Source organism: Streptomyces adustus (assembly GCF_009377175.1).
GTDB lineage: Bacteria > Actinomycetota > Actinomycetes > Streptomycetales > Streptomycetaceae > Streptomyces > Streptomyces adustus.
Genome location: NZ_VJZD01000002.1, coordinates 1 through 20,634, shown reverse-complemented (window position 1 = coordinate 20,634; position 20,634 = coordinate 1). Strand labels below are relative to the sequence as shown.

Here is a 20,634-nt window from a genome sequence, read left to right as displayed (position 1 = left end):
GCTACGTCTCTCGGAGTCGGCGACAGGGGCGAAACGGTTGCCCCTGGCCCCTATCGTCGGACACTCCACCGGTGTTACCTCAACCCATTAACCGACCGACCGAACCGGCAGCGGTGTGCTCAGCCGCGGAACGCCGTCGGATGTGTCTGTTCCCGCACCGATATGTACTGCTGGCGCACCGCCTGTCCCACCGCCAGCTGGTCGCCGGGCTCCAGGACCTGTGCGGCCGGGCCCTGCCAGGCGGGCGGGGTGCGCGGGTCGAGGGTGCCCTGCGAGGCGCCCAGCGCCCAGGCGGCCTGCCGGGCGGCCCCGATCGCCGCGTAGTCGGCGAGCTGCGGCACCACGACCTGCGCGCCGAACAGCCCGGGCGCCGCCGCCTGCACGGCCGGCAGCTCCGCGGCCGCCCCCAGCAGGAACACCCGCCGCACCTCCACACCCCGGCCGCGCAGCACGTCCAGCGCGTCGGCGAGCCCGCACAGCATCCCCTCGAACGAGGCCCGGGCCAGGTGCTCGGGCCGCATCGACTCCCGTCTGAGGCCCGCCAGGGTCCCGGCGGTGTGCGGCAGGTTCGGCGTCCGCTCGCCCTCCAGGTAGGGCAGGAACACCAGGCCGTGCGACCCAGGGGTCGACTTCATCGCCAGCTCCGACAGGGCCTCCAGGTCGGCCAGGCCCAGCAGCTCGGCGGTGCCGCGCAGGGTGCGTACGGCGTTCAGCGTGGTGACGACCGGCAGATGCATGCCGGTGGCGTCGGCCAGCGAGGTGATCATTCCGCTCTGGTCGACCAGCGCCTCTGGATGGACCGCCATCACCGAACCCGACGCGCCCAGCGACACGACCGCGTCGCCGAAGCCGAGGCCTAGCCCGAAGGCGGCGGCCATGGTCTCGCCGGTACCGGCCGAGATCAGCAGCCCCTCGGGGGTCGTGCCGGCCGCCTCGGACGGTCCGATCACGTCCGGCAGCATCACCTGGTGGCCGAGCGCCAGTTCGACCAGATCCGGCCGGTAGGCGCCGGTGGCGGCCGACCAGTACCCGGTGCCCGAGGCGCCGCCCCGGTCGGTCGTACGGCGAGCCGGGCGCCCCAGCAACTGCCACACCAGCCAGTCGTGGGCCTGGAGCAGGGCGGCGGTGCGCCGGGCGTTGTCGGGTTCGTTACGGGCCAGCCAGCGCAGCTTGGTCACCGGCTGCGCGGCCTGCGGGACGCAGCCCACCGCCTGCGCCCACGCCTCGCGCCCGCCGAGCCCGTCCACCAGGTCGGCGGCGGAGACCTGGGTGCGCTTGTCGGCGCCCACCAGCGCGGGCCGCACGGTGTTGCCCTGCGCGTCCAGCGGCACGATCGCGTTCTGCTGCGCGGACACGCCGATGGCCTGCACGCCCTCCAGCAGTCCGCCGCCCGCGGCCTCGCCCAGGGACAGCAGCCAGGCCTGCGGATCGACGTCGGCGGGGCGCCCGTTCTCGCCGGCCTCCAGCGGATGCGGCGCATAGCCCTGCCTGAGCACGGCGCCCGTGTCCGAGTCGCAGACGACGATACGAGTGAAATCGGGCGCACTGTCCAACCCGGCGACTATCCCCATGAACAAAATTCTGCCGCACCGGGAGAGGTCTCCGTGCCGGGTGAGGCCTCAGGGAGGTTGCAGCTTGGCACGCCCCACGACAGTCGCCATGTGACGTGTGTCACGTATTGCTGGTGCCCCAGTCGTCGTCGAGCGCGCCGTCGGAGTTGCGGGTCCGCAGCGAGCGCACCCGGTCCGAGACCGAGTCGGGCATCCGGTCGCCGACCTTCACGCTCACCGCGTGGTACGCCCGGCCCGCGATCTGGCGGCTCTGCTGGGCCGCCGTCTCCGCGGTGTTGCGCACGGCGGGGTTGTGGGCGACCTGGAGCGCCGACTTCTTCAGCTGTTCGTAACGTCCGCGCCCGGCCCGTGAGCCCAGCACGTAACCCACGGCGACTCCGGCGACGAACGTGAGCCGGTAGCGCATGGCGACCGCCCTTCCCTTGCTTGGGTCTCTGGCGCGGCAACGGGGCCGAGCAATACCGATTGGCGGAGCACCCCCCTGCTTGCGCTAATGTATGTGTCGCAGCGAGCAACCGCCCCCTGGCGAATACCCAGGGAGGTACGTTCGATGCAACGAGGCATTCCTCCGTAGCTCAATTGGCAGAGCAGCCGGCTGTTAACCGGCAGGTTACTGGTTCGAGTCCAGTCGGGGGAGCTCGGTCCTCCGTAGCTCAATTGGCAGAGCAGCCGGCTGTTAACCGGCAGGTTACTGGTTCGAGTCCAGTCGGGGGAGCATGGTGAACGAGGACCCCTCAGGGGTCCTTTTTCATGTCCGGGGGAACCGCGCAGGCGGCAGCACGGTCCCCCTGGTCGTGCGAAGTCGACCATACGAGGCAGGAGATCGTATGAGCGGCTATGCTGCGGCAGACGGCGCGCACACGTGTACGCGACACGCCGTATGGGGCGGTAGCTCAGCCGGTTAGAGCAGCGGACTCATAATCCGTCGGCCGTGGGTTCGAGTCCCACCCGCCCCACCGCGCAGGCTTCGGACCTGCCGACTGCACAGCGCCTTCGGGCAGCTCCTTCGAGCGAGGCGTCAGCCGTGCCTACGCGGCCGCCCTCTGCCTTCTCTCCACCGCGGTCCGCCGACGGGCTCGTCGACCGCGTCCTTCCGTCCTGGTGCCGCGACGTGGTCGTGCCGACCACGGTCCGCGCGTGCTGACCGTTCCCGGCGTCACGTGTCCGGCGAGAAGGCCTGAGGCTCTCGGTCCAGGTCTATGGCAGGCGACCGGGATCTGTCGTCGAAGTGAACAGCAAGATCCTTTACCTGCGCCCGGGAGGCTGATCGCCTGATCTTGGAAGATCCATTGCTCCTGGATTGAAGTGCCCCTGCCAGGCTTTCCGATCGCCAAGTGTTTGTGATCGGTCAGTCAAGTGTTCTGGGGTGGGGTTGTGGGGGATTCGGAGGGGAGACGTGTGCGGCCGTTGCGTACGGCATGGCTGGCCGCGGCCGTCTTGTTGATTCAGCCGGTCGCGGCGGCTGCCGCGCACCCGGCCGTCGCGGGTGGCCAGGAGACCGGTTCCGCCACGACGACGCCCTTGTCGGTGGAGGCGGCCGCCGCGCAGCGGGCGGTGGCCAGTGGCTCTCCGGTCGAGGTCGCCGACGACCGTACGGAGTACACGACGACATACGCCGATCCGGACGGCACGACGTTCCGGCTGGACCAGTCGACCGTACCGGTGCGGGTGCACCGGAGCGACGGGTCGTGGGTGTCGCCGGATCCGAGCCTGGAGGTCCGGGCGGACGGGACGGTCGGTCCGAAGGCGGCCGTGGTGCAGCTGGCGTTCTCCGACGGCGGTGACGGCTCGGGGCTGGTGGACATCGCCCGGGGCGGCAGGTCGTTACGGCTGGGCTGGCCGGGGAGACTGCCGAAGCCGACGCTGGACGGCGCGAGCGCGGTGTACGCCGATGTGCTGCCCGGCGTGGATCTGCGCATGACGGCGACGACCGAGGGCTTCCGTGAGCTGCTGGTGGTGAAGACGCCGCAGGCGGCCGCGGATCCGGAGCTGAAGAGGGTCACCCTCTCGCTGGAGTCGGACGGGCTGACGGTGACGTCGACGAGCGGCGGCGGGATGACCGCCGTGGACGCCGACGCGCGCCCGGTCTTCTCCGCTCCGGCGGCGCTGATGTGGGACTCACAGGGCGACGCGGCCACCTCCGGCCTGTCCACTCGTCCGGAGCGGACGGCTGCGGTCACCCGGGCGAGCGCCCCGTCCCCGTCGGCCACCGCGGCTCCGTCCACCAGCACGTCGACGGAGGGTACGGCGGGGCCCGGCGACGGCGACGCATCGGCGGTGCTGCCGGTCCAGGTCGGCACGGACTCGCTGACCGTGGTGCCGGACACGGGCATGCTGACGAACAGTGACAGCAGTGCCTACCCCCTCTACATCGACCCCAGTGTGGGCCTGGACCAGACGGCGCACACGTATCTGCGCTCGGACGGCGTCACAGACTTCAACTGGGGCAACGGCAGCAGCAACGAGGGCAAGGGCGCGGGACATTGCTCCTCGTGGAACGGCTACTACTGCGGCCCCGGCTACACCGAGCGGCTGTACTTCCAGTTCTCGCCGAGCAGTCTGGCGGGCAAGAAGGTGCTGTCGGCGACCTTCCGGGCGACCGAAAGCTGGTCGTTCACGTGCGATGCGCGCTGGGTCGACCTGGAGCGCACGAGCAACATCTCGTCGTCGACCACCTGGGCGAACCGCCCTTCGTACCTGGGGGTGATGGCCAGCCGGGACGTGTCGGCGGGCCGCAGCTCCCTGTGCGATCCGTCGCAGCCGCCGGCGCCGATCGAGTTCAGCGGATCGAGCCTGACGTCTACGGTGGGGGACTTCGCGGCGGGGAAGTTCTCGCGGCTGACGCTGCTGCTGAAGGCCCGGGACGAGACGGACACCAGTGCCTGGAAGCGGTTCCGGAACGACGCGGTGCTATCGGTGACGTATGTGGGGCTTCCCGCGGTACCGACCAAGGCGGGCATCGTCGAGGGCAACGGGATCAGCTGCGACACCGATTCCGCCGACCCGGATGTGATCACGGATCCCACGCCGAGCCTGACGGCGACGGTGTGGACGGCGACCGGTGGCGGCAGCGGGGCGAGCCTGCGCGCGCACTACTACATCCAGCAGAAGAACAGCGACGGCACCTGGTCGGTGGCGACCGAGCCGGTGCGGCCCACCAGCGGCTATGTCGGCAACGGCACCGTTCTCACCTACCCGTCGCCGATCACGTTGTCCGGGGGACCGCTCTACCGGCTGGCCGTGTTCGGCCGCTCCTACTACAACAGCGGGGACGACTCCCTGGAGTCGCACAGCACGGTGACCACCAAGGGCTGGTGCTACTTCAAGGTGGACACCACCGCCCCGAAGGCGCCCGTGGTCACCTTCGGCAGCCCGTACTCCGAGTGCACAGCCGACGCGTGCGCCCCCGCAGGCGGGCCGGGCGCGGCGGGTCAGTTCACCTTCTCGCCGGCCGCGGGGGACACCAACTCCGCCTACGAGTACAAACTGGCGACTTCTACCGCCTGGTCCAAGCCGATCTCCGGAAACAAGGTCACGGCCAAAATCACGCCCCAGTTGGCGGGCACCCAGCAGCTCCAGGTGCGGGCGCAGGACAGTGCCGGACGCTGGGGCGGGAAGACGATCGTGAAGTTCGACGTCGCCGAGGGGCAGACGGCGATCGGCCGCTGGCACTTCGACGACGCAGCGCCGGGCTCCGGCGTGACGGCGGCCGTGGACACGGCGACCGAGGGCACGCGGCACGCGGCGACGCTGTACACGACCGGTGCGGGCTGGTCCTCGCTGGCCCGCCGGGGGCAGGGGGACCGGTCGCTCTGGCTGAACGACACCTCGGACACGACCCGTCAGTCCGGGTACGCGGCCACCGCCGCACCGGTGGTCAACACGCAGTCGTCGTTCACCGTTTCGGCCTGGGCCTACCTGACGGACGGGTCCGACTTCCGCACGGTCCTGTCGGAGACGGGGAGTGACGGCTCCGGATTCGCCCTGTACTACTCGCCGAGTGTCCACCGCTGGGTGTTCCTGTGGAGCTGGTACGAGGGCGGGGTGCACAAGTACCTGGGCGCCAACGCCGACGACGCCGGGGTGCCGCTGAAGGTGTGGACGCACCTGACCGGTGTGTACAACGCCGTGGACCGCACCATCTCCCTGTACGTCAACGGCCGCCTCCAGGGCGCGCCGGTGGCGCTGCCCAGCACTTCGGACGCCACGGTCACCGACGGCACCCTGCAGTTCGGCCGGGTGAGCTTCACCCCGGGCACCTACGTGAACTACTGGCGAGGCCGGGTCGACGAGGTGGCCGTGTGGCAGCGGGCCCTGACGGACGACGAAATCGCCACCGAGGACCGGCTGCTCGACGCCGGCGACGCGCCGAGCGTGGAGCTGATGGGCGCCTGGAACCCGGACGGCGCGAGCGGCGGCACACTGGCGGACACCACCTCCGGATACGGCCGCGCGCTCACCCTGTCCGGCGGTGCCTCGCTCGACGGGCAGGCCCTCGTCCTGAACGGAACGGACGGGGCGGCCACCAGCCCGGGGCCGGTGCTGGACGACACCGGGTCGTTCACCGTCACCACGCTGGCGGACGCCGACCGCGACGCACTGCTGTCCAAACCTGTCGGATACACGGCGCAGGTGACCGGCCAGCGCAGCGCGGACGGTTCCGCCTGGGGCTTCTGGTACCGGCTGACCGGCACCGACATCGATCCGGACACGGACACGACCGTCCCGGTCGGCCTCTGGTACTTCGGCCGGCTGAACACGGACGGCAGCTTCGACGGGGTGGTCTCCGACGAGGCCGCGGTCCTGGGCAGCCCGGTGCGGATGACGGGCACCTACGACGCCCCGTCCGGGGCGATCCACTTCTATCTCGGACCCGACGAGAACGGCTTCAGCGTCACACATCCCTACACGGTGGCGGCGGGGTCCGGCGAGTTCTCGGCCGGCGCGGGATACGTGGGCGGAGCCATGGGCCACTACCTGCCCGGAAAGATCACCGACATCAGGCTGTGGGCCGGTGCCATGGCCGACCAGCAGGTCACCGACACCATCGGCGACTGACCCGTGTGACAGGTACAGGTACAGGTACGGGTGGGGCGGCGTCAGGCAGCCGCCCCACCCGGCCCGACTCCCTTGTCCCCTCGCTCTTTTGATCCCTTGGCATGCGCAGGCGGCCGGCAGCGGTCGCGGGAGGCTAGTCATGAGTTCCGGCATGAAGGCTCGTTGGATCGGCACCGCTCTGACCCGCGGTGTCCTGCTACCCCGGCGCGCACCTGCAGGGGTGCGGGACGTACGGCGTCGGCGGGCGTCCGTCGTCGCGGCGCTGTGCCTGGCACTGGTCGTTCCGACGGGACTCGGGGTGCCGGCCGCTCATGCCGCCGGGGGCGGTCTGGGCAAGCCGGCGCTGCCCGGGCAGCGGGTCGACAAGGTGCAGAAGCATCCAGGTCTGGGCGCGAAGAAGGCGCGGGCGCAGGTTGCGGGAACCCTGGCCGCCAACGCGGCCCAGGCCCGGCGCGCACGTGCCCAGCAGCACGTGGTCTGGCCGCACGCCGCCGAAGCGGCCGGGCGAATACCGGGACAGGGCATGGCACGGCTGACCACGGGAGGACTGCCGGTCACCGTCTCACCCGCACGGGGGACCCGTCCGGCGGCGGGCCAGGTCCGGGTGCGGGTTCTCGGACAGCAGCAGGCCCGGGCGGCGGGCGTCGAGGGTGTGCTGCTGACGGCTGCGGCCGCCGAGCCGGGCTCCGCCCGGGTGGGCGTCGACTACTCGGCGTTCGCCTCCGCCTACGGCGGCGGCTGGTCCGGCCGCCTGCGGCTGGTCCGGCTTCCGGCCTGCGCGCTGACCACGCCGCAGAAGGCCGCCTGCCAGACACAGACCCCGCTCGGCTCGCACAACGACATCGGTGCTCAGACCCTGTCGGCCGAAGTCGGCCTGGGGAAGGCAGGCAGCGGTCTCGGCACCGCGCGGGCCACACGCTCGGCACCGCGCACGTCCCCGATGACCGGCGGTACGACGCCGTCGGCCACGGTGCTGGCCGTGACCGCCGCAGCACCGGGGGAATCGGCCTCGGGTGCCGGCAACTACGCGGCCAGCCCGCTCTCGGCCTCCTCGAGCTGGGAGGCAGGCAGCGCCTCGGGCGGCTTCACCTGGTCCTACCCCCTGATCGCTCCGCCGGCCGCCGCAGGACCGTCGCCGCAGTTGTCGTTGTCGTACGACTCGGGGAGCGTGGACGGCAGGACGGCCTCGACGAACAATCAGGGAACGCAGGTCGGTGAGGGCTTCGGCGACGTGGCGTCCTCCTACGTCGAGCGGTCCTACGCCTCGTGCGACGACGACGGCGAGAGCGGCAAGTACGACGAGTGCTGGAAGTACGACAATGCTTCGCTCGTGCTGAACGGCAAGTCCACCGAGCTGGTCAAGGACGACACCACCGGCGTCTGGCACCTGAAGGACGACGACGCCTCCACCGTCACCCACTCCACCGGCGCCGACAACGGCGACGACGACGGCGAATACTGGACCGTCACCACCGGCGACGGCACCAGATACGTCTTCGGCCTGAACAAGCTTCCCGGAGCGGACACCCAGCGCACCAACTCCGTCTGGACCGCGCCGGTGTTCGGCAACAACTCCGGCGAGCCCGGTTACGACCGGGGAACCGCCTTCGCCGACCGCGCCGTCACCCAGGCCTGGCGCTGGAACCTGGACTACGTCGTGGACCTGCACGGCAACGCCATGTCGTACTGGTACACCGCGGAGACCAACTACTACGGAAAGAACGGCGCGTCCACCGGCACCGCCCCGTACACGCGGGGCGGCTACCTCACCAAGATCCTTTACGGGCAGAACAAGGACACCCTGTTCACCGCCACCGCCTCGGACGAGATCACCTTCTCCTACGACGAGCGCTGCACCGCCTCCGACTGCTCCTCGCTGACCTCCTCCACCGCCTCCAGCTGGCCCGACGTCCCGTACGACTCCCTGTGCACCTCCGGCGCGAACTGCAAGGCCACCGGCCCGGCGTTCTTCACCCGCAAGCGGCTGACCGGCATCGACACCCACGCCTGGTCGGCCGCCTCCAGCGCCTACACGGACGTCGACTCCTGGGCGCTGACCCAGCAGTTCCTGGACCCGGGCGACATCGGCAACAGCAGCGACCAGACCCTCGTCCTCAAGAGCATCCGGCACACCGGAAAGAACGGCACCGCGATCTCTCTGGACCCGGTCACGTTCACCTACCAGATGCGGGCGAACCGGGTCGATTCCGCCACGGACGACGTCCTGCCGCTGAACCGGCCCCGCATCCAGTCCGTCACCTCCGAAGCCGGCGCCGTCACCGCGGTGACGCTGTCCGACCCGGAGTGCGTACGCGGCTCGACCATGCCGTCGTCCGAGGACAACGACACGATGAGCTGCTACCCGGTCTACTGGCACATCAACGGCGCCACCGAGGCGTCGCTGGACTGGTTCAACAAGTACCGGGTCACCGACGTCATCACCTCCGACCCCACCGGTCTGGGCGAGACGATAGAGAACCACTACAGCTACTCCGGGCCGGCCTGGCACTACAACAACGACCCGTTCACCCCGGCCAAGGAGCGCACCTGGTCCGACTGGCGCGGCTACCGCACCGTCACCACGCTGAAGGGCGCCTCCAGCGAAACCCAGTCCAAGACCGTGTCGCTGTACCTCCAGGGGATGGACGGCGACAAGCAGAAGGACGGCACGACCCGCTCGGTCTCCGTCCCGGGCATCGGCTTCACCGGTCTGGGCGTGGCTGATCAGACCGACAGCAGCCGTTTCTCGGGATTCACCCGCGAGCAGATCACCTACGACGGGTCCACCCCGGTCACCGTCTCGGTCAACGACCCCTGGTCCAGCCGTACGGCCAGTCAGCACAAGTCGTACGCCGACATCGAGGCCTACTTCGTCCGCACCTCCAGGACGCAGACCTCGACCTACCTGACCGCCGCCGCCGACTGGCGCACCCGCAGCGTGACCACCGGCTTCGACAGCTACGGCATGCCCGTCACCGTCTACGACGTCGGCGACACGGCCGTCACCGGAGACGAGACCTGCACGCGCACCTGGTACGCCCGCAACGGCAGCCTGGGCATCAACTCCCTGGTCTCCCGCACCCGAGTCGTCGGCCGCGCCTGCTCCACTGCCGAGACCGACCTGAGCCTGCCGGCCTCGTCGAGCACGCGCGGGGACGTGCTGTCCGACGCGGCCACGGTCTACGACACCGCCACCGCCACGGCCTGGACCGCCTCGCAGACCCCGACCCTGGGCGACGCGAACTGGACCGGACGGGCATCCGCCTACCCCGCGACCGCCACCAACGGCGAGCGGTACCCGTCCTCCTGGCAGACCGTCGACAAGACCACGTACGACACGCTGGGCCGTCCCCTGAGCGTGACCGACGCGCTGGGCAACCCGACGACCACCGCCTACACCCCGACCACGACCGGACCCCTGACCAAGATCACGGTCACCAACGCGAAGACCCAGAAGTCCTACACCTACCTCGACTACGCTCGCGGCACTCCCGTCAAGGTCTACGACGTCAACACGAAGCTGACCGAGTCGACGTATGACGCGCTGGGCCGGGTGACCGCCGTCTGGCTGCCCAATCACCTGCGCGCCGCCGGATACGGCGCCAACTACACCTACGCCTACTCGGTCACCGACAACGCCCCGTCCTGGGTCTCCACCTCCAGCATCCTCGGCGAGGACGTCTACAACACCAGCTACACGATCTACGACTCGCTGCTGCGGCCGTTGCAGACCCAGGCCCCGACCCCGAACGGCGGCCGACTGCTGACCGACGTCCGCTACAACAGCCGCAGCCTGGCCTACGAGACCTACGCCGACGTCTTCGACTCCACCGCCACCCCCTCCGGCAGCTACGCCCGTGCCCGATACGGCGGCGCACCGAAGCAGACCGACACCGTCTTCGACGGAGCCGAACGCCCGACCAGCAGCAGCTTCTACGTCTACGGCGTCAAAAAGCGGTCCGAGGCGACGACGTACACCGGAGACTCCACCGCCACCACCGCCCCGGCAGGCGGATCCGCGGCCCGCACCATCACCGACGTCTTCGGCCGCACCACCGAACAGCGCGAGTACTCCGGTACCGACCCGGCCGACACCGCCTACGGTTCGGGCGTCGGCGCCGCCTACACCGGCACGAAGTACACCTACACCCGAGACTCCAAGCCGGACGTCGTCACCGGCCCCGACGGCGCCCGATGGTCGTACACCTACGACCTGTTCGGCCGTCAGGTCTCGGCGACGGACCCGGACAAGGGCACGGGCGCCACGTCGTACACCGACCTGGACCAGGTCGCCACCACCTCCGACTCCCGCAGGACCACCCTGCTGTACGGCTACGACGAACTCGGCCGCAGGACCGACCAGTGGCAGACGTCGAAGACCGACGCCAACAAGCTCGCCCACTGGGCTTACGACACCCTGGCCAAGGGGCAGCTGGACTCGTCCACCAGCTATGTCGGCGGAGTGACCGGCACCGCCTACACGCGCAAGGTCGCCGCCTACGACAGCCTGTACCGGCCGACCACCACGCAGCTGGTCCTGCCCTCGACCGACGCCCTGGTCACCTCCGGCGCCGTCACCTCCACGCTGACCGTCTCGACGTACTACAACCTCGACGGCACCCAGCAGTACGTCGACGAACCGGCCGCTGCGGGCCTGGCCGAGGAAAAGGTCGTCACCCACTACGACAGTGCAGGTCTGCCCACCGACGTCGCCGGCCTCAGCGGCTACCTGCTCGGCGCCGCCTACTCCGAGACCGGTCAGCCCCAGCAGCTCACCCTGGGCACCTCGGCGGCAGAGGGCATCAAGAAGGCCTACATCAGCAACACCTGGGAGGAAGGAACCGACCGGCTCAAGCAGTCGGCGGTCACCGACCAGACCCACAACTACGAGTTGCAGGAACTGAACTACGGCTACGACGACGCGGGCAACGTCACCTCCATCACCGACCCCACCACCCTCGGCGGCACCGGCAAGGCCGACGACCAGTGCTTCGCCTACGACGGTCACCAACGCCTGACCGAGGCCTGGACCCCGGCCACCGCGGACTGCTCCGCCTCCGGCCGCACCACCGCCAACCTCGGTGGCGCCTCCCCCTACTGGACCTCGTACAGCTACTCCGACGGCGGCCTGCGCAGCACGGAGACCAGCCACAGCTCCGCCGGCAACACCGGCAGGACGTACTGCTACGGCGACACCGCCCACCCGCACGCCGTGACCGCCACCACCGCGGCCGCTTCGTGCACGGGAGTGGCCGCCACGTACGCCTACGACGCGACCGGCAACACCACCGGCCGCCCCAACGGCACCGACACCCAGAGCCTCACCTGGAGCCCCGAGGGCCAACTCGTCACCCTCACCGAGAAGTCCGCCTCAGGCACCACGAAGAGCACCACCAGCCACGTCTACGACGCCGACGGCACCCTCCTGATCCGCCGCAACACTGGCGGAGAGACCGTCCTGTACCTCGACGACGGCACCGAGGTCCACCTCGACACCTCCACCGCGACCGCCAAGTACTGGGCCCAGCGGTACTACAACGCCGGCGGCCAGGTCATCGCCGTGCGCACCGACAAGACCGGCACCGAGACCCTCTCCTGGCTCGCGGCCGACCAGCACGGCACCAGCAGCCTGGCCCTCGACGCCACCAGCCAGGCGGTCACCAAGCGGTACACCACCCCCTTCGGCGCCTCCCGGACCGGCGGCACCGGCACCTGGACCGACGACAAGGCCTTCCTCGGCAAGTCCGCCGACCCCGCCACCGGCCTGACCTACGTCGGTGCCCGTGAATACGACCCGGCCACCGGCCGCTTCCTCAGCGTCGACCCGGTCCTCGACACGAGCGACACCCAATCCCTCAACGGTTACACCTACGCCGACGACAGCCCGCTGACGCAGAGCGACCCCACAGGCCTGGAGAGCTGCGGTCCGGTCCACTTCTGCTCCGGCAGCAACGGCACGTACGGCACCTATCACTCCGAGAACGACCCGGGGTCGAAGAATTACAAGGGCTCCAGCCACTACTGCGACACGCACAAATGCAGCAGCGGCACCGGCAGTGCCCCGGTGAGCGATCCGGTCACGATCGCGCCCATTCCGCCGCGTCAGTTCGACAAAGAGGCGAAACGCGCATGGCTCGATGCGCTCCACATGGTTGACAAACAGAACCGGATGACGGACTCCGGCGACATGTGGGACGCCCGCGACGGAATCCACCTGGCGAGTGAGACATTCTGGGAGGTCTTCTGCAATGAAGCCCCCGGCGCCTGTCCCAAGAGCCGGCCCGACGCGCACAACTCCACCGACTTCGGATACTTCCCGATGCTTTCGGCGGATTCGTCGAGCGAGTCTCTCAAAGATGTTCTGCGGGGCGGCCCCGGGGCGGCAGCCGCCGGAATCTGGTACAGAAATCTGCGTCCCGACGAGGATCCGGCAGAGGGGCTGTTCGCCAAGAACGTCGACGGCGACTACACCATCAACGTGCAGATCGGTCAGGGGAGCCGGGTGCGGACCCAGTGGATCTCGGTGACGAAGAGCTGGGACGTGATCAAGAAGTGGCGCCAGCCCGGTCAACGCGTGGCTATCATCGACGGAGATAAAGTCGAGGCGCGACTGGTCGACCTCACCACCGCCGAGAACAGGGCGAAGTACCTGCGAGGATTTCGTTCGCTGAACAACGCGCAATCATCGCAAGAGGCCCTGGTCGAGAGATACATCAACCCCAACGCCATCATCGGACTGGTCGAAGACGAGGAATGATCCAGTGGATTTCGACGAGGAACTCGTGTCGCAACTGGACGACGCGGCCGAGCGATTCATCGGGCCTCTGCGCCTGAACGACGGCTTCGATCAGCTCGCGCTGGACGAACTGTGCAGGCATATCGACCGGCTCGGACAGGAGTGGCGCACTTCCGAGGTCATTCCGAAATCGGTCGCCCTCCTCCTGTCGGAGCTGTACCCGGCGATCAGTGCCTGCGCCGACCTCTACGCGGGGGACGAACGCCAGGGAATGATCGAGGCCGCGGTGCGGGTCGGGGAAAGGGTCACCTACGCCTTGGACCCCGCGGGCGAACCCGAGATGTGAGGTCTCGCGCTGCACCGCCATCGCACACGACGAGCCCCGGACCACCCGTCCGGGGCTCGTTCGACATCGGCGGCCGCCCTGATCCTCCCGCCTCTCGCCCCCCGCCACCCGTCTCTCGGCTCCTGCCGGTCGCCCCTCCGGTACGCCCGGAGGGGCGAGCGGCGGGAGTCCGTGGCCCGTCAGGGGCCGGGGCCGCCGGGTGTCCGCGGCCCGCTTCCCGGCGAGAAACGCCACCGGCTCTTCCGGCACGACGTGCCCTCCACATCCGGCGCTCTGCCGATGAATCCCAGGTCAGCGGCCCTTTCGAGGGGATGTCGCCCCCTTACACGCGCCGACAGCGGGACGAAAGACCGCGTGGCTAATTTCGTTCTCGTCAGCCGCGGCCGCGTCGGTCCGCGGTGCACGACTACGAGATTCCGGGAGCGCCGGTGCGTCTGCCGCCGCGTTCTCGGCAAGGGGGGTCAGTCACCGATGACGGTGTCCACAGCCACGTTCGCGTCCGGTGTCCGGGCGCTGGAGTTCGTCCGGTCGGTCGACCGGCGCCTGCTCCACCGCCGGGCCCTGTCGGAGGTGTTCCTCACCGACACCGTCGCGGTGGACGGGCAGCGCTTTCTCGCGGGCGCCCAGCTCCCCTCCTCGCACGCCTACTTCACCGACCACGTGGGCCACACGGTCGTCGACCCGATCCTGCTGCTCGAATGCGCCCGGCAGGCCGAGACCTGCGGCGCGCACACCCACCTCGGCGTCGACGGCGACACGAAGTTCGTCCTCCAGTCGTGGTCCATGCGGCTGCCCGGCCTGTTCGCCGCGCACTCGGGCGACCCGGCGGAGCTGACCGTGGAGGTCACCACCGACCGGCCGGCCGACGCGACCACCCCCGCCCGGTCCGTCACGTACGGGATGCGCTTCCTGCTCTCGGGCGAGGAGGCCGGCGAGGCGCGCATGACGGTCGGCTACCTGTCGTCGGGGACGTACTCCTTCGTCCGGTCGAAGCGGCGCGGCAGCCCGCCCGTCTCGTCCGACGACGTCACGACCCTCCCGGCGACGGTGGCCCCGGCCGACCTCGGGCGCGTGAACCCGGTCAACGCCCTGCTCGTCGACCCCGTGCGGGACGGCGAGGGGATCTCGGCCGGGGTACGGATCCCCAACGACAACCCGAGCATGTTCGACCACGCCCAGGACCACCTGCCGGGCATGGTGCTCACCGAGGCCGCGCGGCAGGCCGCCCTGCTCGCCGGCGCCCGGCTCCTGGGCCGGCCGGCGCACGAGACCACGCTCGTCGGGTTCGACCTCGGCTTCGCCAAGTTCGCCGAACTCGACGCGCCGACCACGGTCGACGTGGTCCCCGAGGGTGAGAACGGCGCGATCCGGACCTTCCGGACCACCTTCCGGCAGAACGGCGACGAGGTCGCGTCCGGCACCGTGGAGACCACGGCCGTGCCCGCCTCGCACCGGAGCACACGGTGAGCGGGCGCGCGGCGGTGCTGACGGGGCTCGGCGGCTGGCTGCCGCCGAACCGCGTCACCAACGACGACCTCGCCCGGCAACTCGACACCACCGACGAGTGGGTGACCACCCGCACCGGGATCCGGCAGCGGTTCGTCGTCCCGCCGGGGCTGTCCACCTCGGACCTCGCGGTCCGGGCCGGGGCGCGGGCACTCGCCTCGGCGGGCACGGACACGGTGGACCTCCTCGTCCTCGCGACGAGCACCCCGGACCATCCGTGCCCGGCCACGGCGCCCGAAGTCGCCGGCCGGCTCGGGCTGGGGGAGATACCCGCGTTCGACGTGGCCGCCGTGTGCACCGGGTTCGTGTACGCGCTGGCGACCGCATCGAGCATGATCCGCGCGGGGATCGCCGCCAGCGCCCTGGTGATCGGCGCCGACACCTTCTCCACCATCCTCGACCCCGAGGACCGTACGACCAGGGCGATCTTCGGGGACGGCGCGGGGGCGGTGGTGCTGCGTGCCGGGAGCCTGGAGGAACAGGGCGCGCTGCTCGGGTTCGACCTGGCCAGCGACGGCACCCAGGCCGACCTGATCACCGTGCCGGGCGGCGGGTCCGAGTACCGCTCCAAGGGGCTCGCCGCACCGGGCGACGCGTTCTTCACGATGCAGGGGCGCTCGGTGTTCCGCAACGCGGTGACCCGGATGAGCGAGTCGTCGCGGCGGCTGGCGAAACAGCTCGACTGGCCCCTCGAATCCGTCGACCGGCTGGTCGCCCATCAGGCGAACATCCGCATCCTGACCGCCGTGGGCAGTGAACTCGGGCTGCCCGAGGAGAAGTTGGTGGTCAACCTCGACCGGGTCGGCAACACCGTCGCCGCCTCCGTCCCGCTGGCGCTGGTCGACGCCGCGCACGCGGGCGCGATCGCGCCGGGGCAGCGGACGCTGCTGTGCGGCTTCGGCGGAGGCCTCACCTGGGGGGCCGCGGCCCTGGAGTTCCCCGAGCTCTCCGTCGAACCCCTGCCCGGCCTTCTCGCGCCCGCCGAATCCGTCCGCACGAGCTGAGTCCGTCCGTACGGGCCGACTCCGGCGGTACGCGCCGGGTCCGTACGAGCCGAGTCCATCCGTAAGAAGTGAAGGAAGAGAACGCCTCATGAGCGCTGTACAGGAAAAGCTGACCGGTCTGCTCGTCTCCGAACTCGGCGTGCCCGCCGCGAAGATCGAGCCCGGGATCAGCTACAAGGACCTCGCCCTCGACTCGCTCGCCCTGATCGAGCTGACGATGATCATCAACAGGGAGCTGGGGGTCGACCTCACGGACGACATCCTCCAGGGCGAGACGACCGTGGCGGACACCGTCGAACTCATCGAGGCCCAGGGCGTGCGCGCGTGACCCTCTCCTCGAAGGGGGCCGTGGCGATCACGGGTGTCGGACTGGTGACCGCCGCCGGTCTCGACACACGGACGAGCTGGGAGCGGGTGTGTTCCGGCCGGCCGACCGCCGCTCCCGATCCTGAACTCGCCGGTCTGCCCGTCGACTTCTCCTGCCGGGTGCCCGGCTTCGACGCCGGCGCGCTGCTCGGTGCTGGAAGCGCTTGGCGGCTGGACCGCTTCACCCAGCTCGCGATCGTCGCCGCCCGCCAGGCGGTGGCCGACGCCGGCCTCGACCCGGAGCGCTGGGACGGCACCCGGGTGGGCGTCGTCATCGGCAACTCCCTCGGCGGTACCGCCACCTGGGAGCAGCAGCACCGCAGGTTCATGGAGGAGGCGCCGAGGAACGTCTCCCCGCTGATGATCCCCATGGGGATGTCGAACATGGTCGCGGGCCACACGGCCATCGACGTCAAGGCGTTCGGGCCGAGCATGGTCACGGCCACCGCCTGCGCGTCCGGCTCCAACGCCATCGGTGTGGCCCGTGACCTGCTCCGGTCCGGCACCTGCGACGTGGTGCTCGCCGGCGGGGCCGAGGCAGCCCTGACTCCCGGGACCATCACCGGACTGACCCGGATGGGCGGGCTCTCGGGACGGCGCGAGGACCCGGGTGCCGCGTCCCGGCCGTTCGACGCCGCGCGCGACGGCTTCGTCGCGGCGGAGGGCGCGGGAATCCTCGTACTGGAGCGGCCCGAGGACGCGCGGGCGCGCGGTGTCCCGGTCTACGCCGACGTCATCGGCTTCGGCTCGTCGACGGACGCGTACCACGCCACCGCGCCCGACCCGAGCGGAGCCGGGATGGAGCGGGCGCTGCGCGCCGCCCTCGCCGACGCCGGTGTGGGGACGGACGAGGTGGACCACGTGAACGCGCACGGCACCTCCACCCCGCTCAACGACGTCACCGAGGGCCGCGTACTGCGCCGGGTCCTGGGCGAGCGCCCGAAGGTCACCTCGACCAAGGGGGTCACCGGGCACGCGCTCGCCGCCGCGGGCGCCATCGAGGCCGCCTTCACCGCCCTGGCGCTGCGTCACGGCGTGGTGCCGCCGACGGCCAACCTCACCGAACTCGACCCCGAGATCGACCTCGACGTCACGACGGGCAGGGCGGCCGAGGCGCCCCTGGAGGTCGCGGTCAGCACCTCGCTCGGTTTCGGCGGCCACAACGCCGCACTCGTATTCGCGGCCGCCTGAAGGCGGAAGGAGAGCAGGAAGTGCGCCTGAGAAGTCTGGGCAACACGGGAATCAAGATCGGCAGCGTCGGTCTCGGGTGTATGGGGATGAGCTGGCTCTACCAGGAGTCCGCCCGGGACGACGAACGCTCCGTGCGGGTCATCAACGAGGCGCTGGACCTCGGCGGGAACCTGCTGGACACCGCCGATCTCTACGGGGCCGGCCACAACGAGACGCTGCTGGGCAAGGCGATCGCGGGCCGCCGCGACGAGGTCGTCGTCGCGACGAAGTTCGGCATCGTCCTGGAGGATCTCCAGCAGCGGACGGCCCACCGCGACAACTCGCCGTCCTATGTGCGTACGGCGGTCGAGGCCAGCCTGCGCCGGCTTGGCGTCGACGTCATCGACCTCTACTACGTCCACCGCATCGACCCCGCGGTCCCGCTGGCGGAGACCTGGGGAGTGATGGCCGAACTGGTCGCGGAGGGCAAGGTGCGCTGGCTCGGCCTGTCCGAGGCCACCGTCGCGCAGGCCCGCGCCGCGCACGAGATCCACCCGGTGACCGCCGTCCAGTCCGAACTGTCGCTGTGGACGCGCGACGCGCTGGAGGGAGAGGAGGGCGGAATCGTCGGCTGGTGCGAGAGCGCGGGGGCGAGTTTCATCCCGTTCGCGCCGCTGGGCCGCGGCTTCCTCACCGGCACCCTGCACGCCGGCCAGTTCGAGGACAGCGACTTCCGTACCGCCAACCCGCGCTTCCACCGCGCCGCGATGGAGGCGAACCAGCGCATCGTCGACGGGATCAGGGAGGTCGCCGACCGCCGTTCGGTCACGCCCGCCCAGATCGCGATCGCCTGGACGCTGGCGCAGGGCGAGCGGGTGGTGCCGATCCCCGGCACCAAGAACCCGCGCTATCTGCGGGAGAACCTGGCCGCGGCGGAGGTCCACCTCGCCGCGGAGGACCTGGCCGCCCTGGCCGCCCTGCCCACCGCCGTCGGAAGCAGGTACTGAGCCCATGGGCGACGAACCGCGCCCCGCCGGCGTCGCACCCGGCGGCACCGGGCGCGTGGACGACCGGGGCGGCGAGCACGGGTCCGCACGGGCGGTCCGGATCGCGTTCTTCGACGTCGACGAGACGCTCGTCGACGTCAAGAGCATCTTCTCCTTCCTGGAGTTCCACCTCGGCGACCCGGACCGGTACCGCGCCGCCGAGAGCGAGCTGACGAGCGCGGCACGGGTCGGCGTATCCCGCGAGGAGACCAACCGCACCTACTACCGCAACTACACGGGGATGGCACAGGCCGCGGTCGCCGAGAGCGGGCGCCGCTGGTTCGCCCGGGAACTGCGGCGCGACGGCTTCCTCCACCGCGGGGCCGTCCGCGAACTGCGGCGGCTCCGGGCCGAGGGGTACCGGATCGCGCTCGTCTCGGGGTCGTTCCGGGCCTGTCTCGACCCGATCGCGGAGCAGCTCGGCGCGGAGCACGTGCTGTGCAGCGACCCCGAGGTGGTCGCGGGCCGGTACACGGGCGAGGTGCACGCCGTGGTGATCGGCGAGGCGAAGGCCACCGCCGCCCGTGCGCTGATGGCCCGGTCGGGCGCCCGTCCCGAGGACTGCGTCGCCTACGGCGACCACGCCTCGGACCTGCCGCTGCTGACCTGCGTGGGCGGTGCGGGGGTCGTCGGGGACGACCCGGTGCTCGCCGCCCACGCCGACCGGCTCGGCTGGATCCGGCTGCCACGGACCGCCGGGCCGGCAGCGACGGCACAGGGGAGCGCCGCTGCCGGCCCGGCCACCAATGCGTACACGGAGGAACTCACCCATGCGACTCGGTAACGGCCTGGGCATACGGGCCGTCGGAACCTGCCTGCCGGAGACCGTCGAGACCGCCCAGGACGCCCTCGCGCGCGGGCGGATCGACGAGGACGACCTGGTGAACACCGGTGTCACCGAGGTCCCGGTCTCCAGGACGCTCTCGGCTCCGGACCTGGCGGTCCGGGCGGCACGCGGCGCGCTCGACGCGGCGGGCTGGCACGGCGCGGACCTCGGCTTCACCGCGCACGCCTGGATCCACCACCAGGGCCACGACTTCTGGTCGCCCGCGCACTACGTGGCGCACCAGGTCGGCGCGGTGCGCGGGGTGCCGCTGGGCATCCAGGTGATGTGCAACGGCGGCGGCACCGCGCTGGAGGCGGCCGCCTCGCGGCTGCTGGCCGACCCCGCCACCGCCACCGCCCTGGTCACCACCGGCGACCGCTTCCCCGACGAGGGATTCGACCGCTGGGCGGGCGACTACGGCGTCTTCTACGGCGACGGCGCCACGGCGCTCCTGCTGCACGAACGCGACGACAGCGTCGACGAGTTCACGCTCCTCGGGCTGTCCAGCGCCGCCGTCTCGGCGGCCGAGGGACTGCACCGCGGCCGGGACGAGTTCACCCCGGCGACCCGGTGGCACAGCGACCGGATCGACGTCAGGCGCACCAAGAAGGCGTTCATCACCGATGTCGGCCTCGACGGCTTCTACAGCGGTGTGCACGACGCCCTGCGCGGCATCGTCACGACCGCGCTGGAGGAGGCCGGCGTCGACGCCGGAGATCCCCGAGTCCGGGTGCTCGCCCTGCCCAGGGTCGGCGTCAAGGTCCGCCGTGAGACGTACCACCCGGCGGTCGAGGGGCTGACCAAGGCGGACATCGTCGAACTGGGCGCCCGGACCGGCCACTTGGGGGCCGGCGACCTGGCCGCGAACCTGGCGGACATCCGCGGGCGGGAGCTGCTGGCCCCGGGCGAGATCGCCGTCGCCGTCTCGGCGGGCGGGGGCTTCGGCTTCACCTGCGCGATCGTCGCCCGGCCCGTGCGCTGAGCCCGGCCCGCACCCCTGCGTTC

The 20,634-nt window shown here is 70.8% G+C and carries 12 protein-coding genes and 3 tRNA genes; 13 read left to right on the top strand and 2 right to left on the bottom strand.

Annotation, left to right across the window (positions count from 1 at the left end):
* Positions 1-119: 119 nt before the first annotated feature.
* Positions 120-1,571: an FGGY family carbohydrate kinase gene (locus FNH09_RS00830; protein WP_152884011.1), complete on the bottom strand. Its 1,452-nt coding sequence runs from the start codon at positions 1,569-1,571 to the stop codon at positions 120-122.
* A 100-nt stretch (positions 1,572-1,671) separates the two neighbouring features.
* Positions 1,672-1,977: a YtxH domain-containing protein gene (locus FNH09_RS00825; RefSeq protein ID WP_152884010.1), complete on the bottom strand. Its 306-nt coding sequence runs from the start codon at positions 1,975-1,977 to the stop codon at positions 1,672-1,674.
* A gap of 158 nt (positions 1,978-2,135) precedes the next feature.
* Between FNH09_RS00825 and FNH09_RS00820 the strand changes: the two genes are divergently transcribed.
* The 13 genes from FNH09_RS00820 to FNH09_RS00760 all read left to right on the top strand — a co-directional run bounded on the left by FNH09_RS00820 (position 2,136) and on the right by FNH09_RS00760 (position 20,611).
* Positions 2,136-2,208, top strand: a tRNA-Asn gene (locus FNH09_RS00820).
* Positions 2,209-2,213: 5 nt separating this feature from the next.
* Positions 2,214-2,286: transfer RNA gene (locus FNH09_RS00815), tRNA-Asn, on the top strand.
* A gap of 167 nt (positions 2,287-2,453) precedes the next feature.
* Positions 2,454-2,527: transfer RNA gene (locus FNH09_RS00810), tRNA-Ile, on the top strand.
* Positions 2,528-2,969: 442 nt separating this feature from the next.
* A complete protein-coding gene (locus tag FNH09_RS00805; RefSeq protein WP_162467938.1) occupies positions 2,970-6,629 on the top strand; it encodes a LamG-like jellyroll fold domain-containing protein in 3,660 nt (1,219 codons plus the stop codon).
* Positions 6,630-6,780: 151 nt separating this feature from the next.
* On the top strand, positions 6,781-13,386 hold the full coding sequence (locus FNH09_RS00800; RefSeq protein ID WP_238426359.1) for an RHS repeat domain-containing protein: 6,606 nt from the start codon (positions 6,781-6,783) through the stop codon (positions 13,384-13,386).
* A 4-nt stretch (positions 13,387-13,390) separates the two neighbouring features.
* On the top strand, positions 13,391-13,711 hold the full coding sequence (locus FNH09_RS00795; RefSeq protein WP_152884008.1) for a hypothetical protein: 321 nt from the start codon (positions 13,391-13,393) through the stop codon (positions 13,709-13,711).
* A 471-nt stretch (positions 13,712-14,182) separates the two neighbouring features.
* Entirely contained in the window at positions 14,183-15,178 is a 996-nt protein-coding gene (locus FNH09_RS00790) for an AfsA-related hotdog domain-containing protein (protein ID WP_162467937.1), read from the top strand.
* Positions 15,175-16,221: a beta-ketoacyl-ACP synthase 3 gene (locus tag FNH09_RS00785; protein ID WP_162467936.1), complete on the top strand. Its 1,047-nt coding sequence runs from the start codon at positions 15,175-15,177 to the stop codon at positions 16,219-16,221. The genes FNH09_RS00790 and FNH09_RS00785 overlap by 4 nt, the downstream gene beginning before the upstream one ends.
* Positions 16,222-16,309: 88 nt before the next feature.
* Positions 16,310-16,549, top strand: a complete 240-nt coding sequence (locus FNH09_RS00780; RefSeq protein ID WP_152884004.1) for an acyl carrier protein — start codon at positions 16,310-16,312, stop codon at positions 16,547-16,549.
* Positions 16,546-17,778, top strand: a complete 1,233-nt coding sequence (locus tag FNH09_RS00775) for a beta-ketoacyl-[acyl-carrier-protein] synthase family protein (protein ID WP_338017421.1) — start codon at positions 16,546-16,548, stop codon at positions 17,776-17,778. The genes FNH09_RS00780 and FNH09_RS00775 overlap by 4 nt, the downstream gene beginning before the upstream one ends.
* A gap of 20 nt (positions 17,779-17,798) precedes the next feature.
* Complete coding sequence (locus tag FNH09_RS00770; protein ID WP_338017420.1) at positions 17,799-18,764, top strand: aldo/keto reductase; 966 nt, start codon at positions 17,799-17,801, stop codon at positions 18,762-18,764.
* Positions 18,765-18,768: 4 nt separating this feature from the next.
* Positions 18,769-19,587 (top strand): HAD family hydrolase, encoded by an 819-nt coding sequence (locus tag FNH09_RS00765; RefSeq protein WP_152884002.1) that lies wholly within the window; start codon positions 18,769-18,771, stop codon positions 19,585-19,587.
* Complete coding sequence (locus FNH09_RS00760) at positions 19,574-20,611, top strand: ketoacyl-ACP synthase III family protein (RefSeq protein ID WP_152884001.1); 1,038 nt, start codon at positions 19,574-19,576, stop codon at positions 20,609-20,611. Before FNH09_RS00765 ends, FNH09_RS00760 begins: the two co-directional genes overlap by 14 nt.
* Positions 20,612-20,634 lie beyond the last annotated feature (23 nt).